Consider the following 3,077-nt stretch of genomic DNA (forward strand, 5'->3'; position numbering starts at 1 on the left):
CACCGTGTGCCGGGCCCATCGGCTGTCCCGCACCGTGTGTCGGGCCCATCGGCTGTCCCTACGACCTCGTTACTTGGAGAGGGGCGGCCGGGGGCCGTTGTCCTCCGGCGGGCGCGGCGGCTCGTCGTGCCGGATGACCTCGCCCTGGACGACCTTGCCGTCCGGCTGCCGCATCCGGGCCTGCTGGAAGGCGTCGCCCAGGCTGCCGGGGGCCGCCACGGCGCTCATCCGGCGCTCCAGCGACCGCTCCGCGTACCGGCCCAGGGCCTTCCGTACGAACGGGACGAGGAGGAGCAGGCCGAGCACATCGGTGATCAGCCCCGGGATCATGATCAGCAGGCCGCCCAGCATCAGGAAGCCGTTGCCGGTGGACCCGTGCCCCTCCGGCGGCGCCACGGCCTCCGGACCGGCGGCCTGCTGCGCCTGCTGCTGGCGCTGGAGGGTCGCGGTCAGGTTGGCGAAGGCCCGCCGGCCGGCGCTCTTGATGACCACCGCGCCGATCACGGCCCCGCCGACGAGCAGCGCGAGGATCGTCAGGCCGCCGGAGACCCCGGCGACGAAGATCAGCAGCCAGATCTCCAGCACCACCCACAGAGCGAGACCCAGCGGGATCAGCGTGCGGGCACGGGAGCGCGGGGGCGGGGTCCGGGGAGGGCCAGGATGTCCGGTCGTCATGGTTCCAGTGTGCCTGGGCGGGGGTCGGTACGGCGTATGGGAGCAATCAAAAGCGCCGGGCGGAAGGCCCGTGGCGCGGCGTGGCGCGGCCCTCAGGAGGGCTTGCGGCCGAGGAAGCGGTTCGCCCGGGACTCGACGCCCCAGGCGGTGACCTTCCAGAGCGCTTCCACGACGATGTCCTTGCTCATCTTGGAGTCGCCCACCTCGCGCTCCACGAACGTGATCGGCACCTCGACGACCGTGAATCCGGCCTCGACCGCGCGCCTGGCGAGGTCGATCTGGAAGCAGTAGCCCTGGGAGGAGACGGCGGCGAGACCGAGTCCTTCCAGCGTCTCGGCCCGGAAGGCGCGGAAGCCGCCGGTGACGTCCCGGATGGGCACCCCGAGCAGGAGCCGCGAGTAGGTGCTGGCGCCCCGGGAGAGGAACTCCCGGTTCTTGGGCCAGTTGACGATGCGCCCGCCCGGCATCCAGCGCGAGCCGAGGACGAGGTCCGCGCTCTTCAGCGCGGTCAGCAGCCGGGGTAGCTCCTCGGGCTGGTGGGAGCCGTCGGCGTCCATCTCGACCAGGACGCCGTAGCCGTGCTCCATGCCCCACCGGAAGCCCGCCAGATAGGCCGCTCCGAGCCCTTCCTTGCCCTTGCGGTGCAGGACCTGGACCTGGCCGTCCCCGGCGGCGAGCTCGTCCGCGAGCTTGCCGGTGCCGTCCGGGCTGTTGTCGTCGGCGATCAGGATGTCGGCCTCGGGCACCGCCGCGCGGACCCGGGAGACGATCGGCCTGATGTTCTCGGCCTCGTTGTAGGTCGGGATGATCACCAAGGCTTTACCGAGCGGGCCGTACCGCCTCTGACCACCGTCGTTCACTGCTGCCCCTCAATCGCGCCGTACGCCGAGGCACCACCTTAGCGAGCACGTGAGGGTCGCCGGTCACCGCATCGCGGACCTACGGACCGGGACCCGGCGTCCTTCGGGCCGACCTGGGACCCGCTGGCTGCGGGTCGACCGAAAGCCGTTGTCTACTGAACGCCGGGACCCCGCCCGGGTCGCACCTGCCGGCCGGCCGAAACCATCCCTCGCCCCCGAGACGCGGGTGCTGGACCTGGCTCCCAGTGGAGGTGCGCCGGTGCGGCACACCGCCCCGTGGCCCAGCGGCGTTCGACGACTGCGCGGAGGTTGCCGGACGGACGTCCTGTGGTGGACTCGGCCGAACCTACCCGCCGGTGACTGCTTACTGTCAACAGTCGTTTGACCTGCGGTGTTGACCCAAATCAGCAGGTCAGTGGGGAAGATCCGCAGGTCGCGGCGGAGGCCGGGAAGCATCGGTCGGCGGTACGAAATGTCCGTACGTCACTCTTTCGGTCCCACAAACACCGTTTGTCCGGCGACAACGGTCCGCAGGCATTCCGGCAGCGGTCCGCCCGGCGTGAGATCGGGCAGTCCGGGGGTGCCCGAGCGGGGGTCGGTGGACCAGCGCGAGACCCGGTCGTCCGGGGCCTGGACGACCAGGGCGCCGGTGCGCCAGACGGCGTAGTCGGCGGGGGCGCCCGGCACGAGCGTACCGGCGTCGTCGCGGCCGAGGACCCGCCAGCCGCCGCGGGTGTGGGCGGTGAAGGCGGCCCGTACCGAGATCCGGTGTCCGGGCGTGCGGTGGAAGGCCGCCGCGCGGACCGTGCCCCAGGGGTCGAGCGGGGTCACCGGGCTGTCCGACCCGAAGGCGAGCGGGACGCCCGCGCGCAGGAGGGCAGCGTACGGATTCAGCGTCCGGGCCCGTTCGGCGCCCAGCCGCTCGGCGTACATGCCGTCCTCGCCGCCCCACGCGGCGTCGAAGGCGGGCTGGACGGAGGCGGTGAGTCCCAGCTCGGCGAAGGCGGCGATCGTCTCGGGGACGAGCATCTCGGCGTGCTCGACGCGGTGCCTGGCGGCCCGGACGCGGGCCAGGCCCAGCCGTTCGGCTGCGGCGCGCACCCCGTCCACGACGGCGCCGACGGCGGCGTCCCCGATGGCGTGGAAACCGGCCTGGAGACCGGCCTCGGTGCACGCCGTGACGTGGGCCGCGACGGTGGCGGCGTCGAGGTGGGCGGTGCCGGTGTGGGGGGCGTCGGCGTACGGCTCGCGCAGGTGGGCCGTGTGGGAGCCGAGGGAGCCGTCCACGAAGAGGTCACCGGCCGCGCCAATGGCGCCGAGGCCGCGTACGCGGGCCGCGCCCTTCGCGTCCGTGATCGCCTCGGCCCAGTAGCCGTGGACCCGGGGGCCCGGTTCTTCGGCGGCCAGGGCCAGCAGGGCGGTGAAGTCGTCCTCGTCGGAGATGTTGGGTCCCGCGCATTCGTGCAGTGAGCCGATGCCGAGGGAGGCGGCGTGGCGGCGGGCCGCGCGCTGGGCCTCGCCGCGCTGCCGGGGCGAGACGGC

General features: G+C 73.3%; 3 protein-coding genes. All 3 read right to left on the bottom strand.

Features of this window, described 5'->3' with window-relative positions; genetic code table 11:
• Positions 1-69: 69 nt before the first annotated feature.
• Positions 70-675, bottom strand: a complete 606-nt coding sequence (gene fxsA, locus GT042_RS03450; RefSeq protein WP_161307216.1) for an FxsA family membrane protein — start codon at positions 673-675, stop codon at positions 70-72.
• Between the two features lie 92 nt (positions 676-767).
• Positions 768-1,535, bottom strand: a complete 768-nt coding sequence (locus GT042_RS03455; RefSeq protein WP_161307217.1) for a polyprenol monophosphomannose synthase — start codon at positions 1,533-1,535, stop codon at positions 768-770.
• A 483-nt stretch (positions 1,536-2,018) separates the two neighbouring features.
• A partial coding sequence (locus GT042_RS03460) for an amidohydrolase family protein (RefSeq protein WP_161307218.1) occupies positions 2,019-3,077 on the bottom strand: 1,059 nt, incomplete at its 5' end.

Origin of the sequence: Streptomyces sp. SID3212 (assembly GCF_009865405.1) — a bacterium.
Classification (GTDB): Bacteria; Actinomycetota; Actinomycetes; order Streptomycetales; family Streptomycetaceae; genus Streptomyces.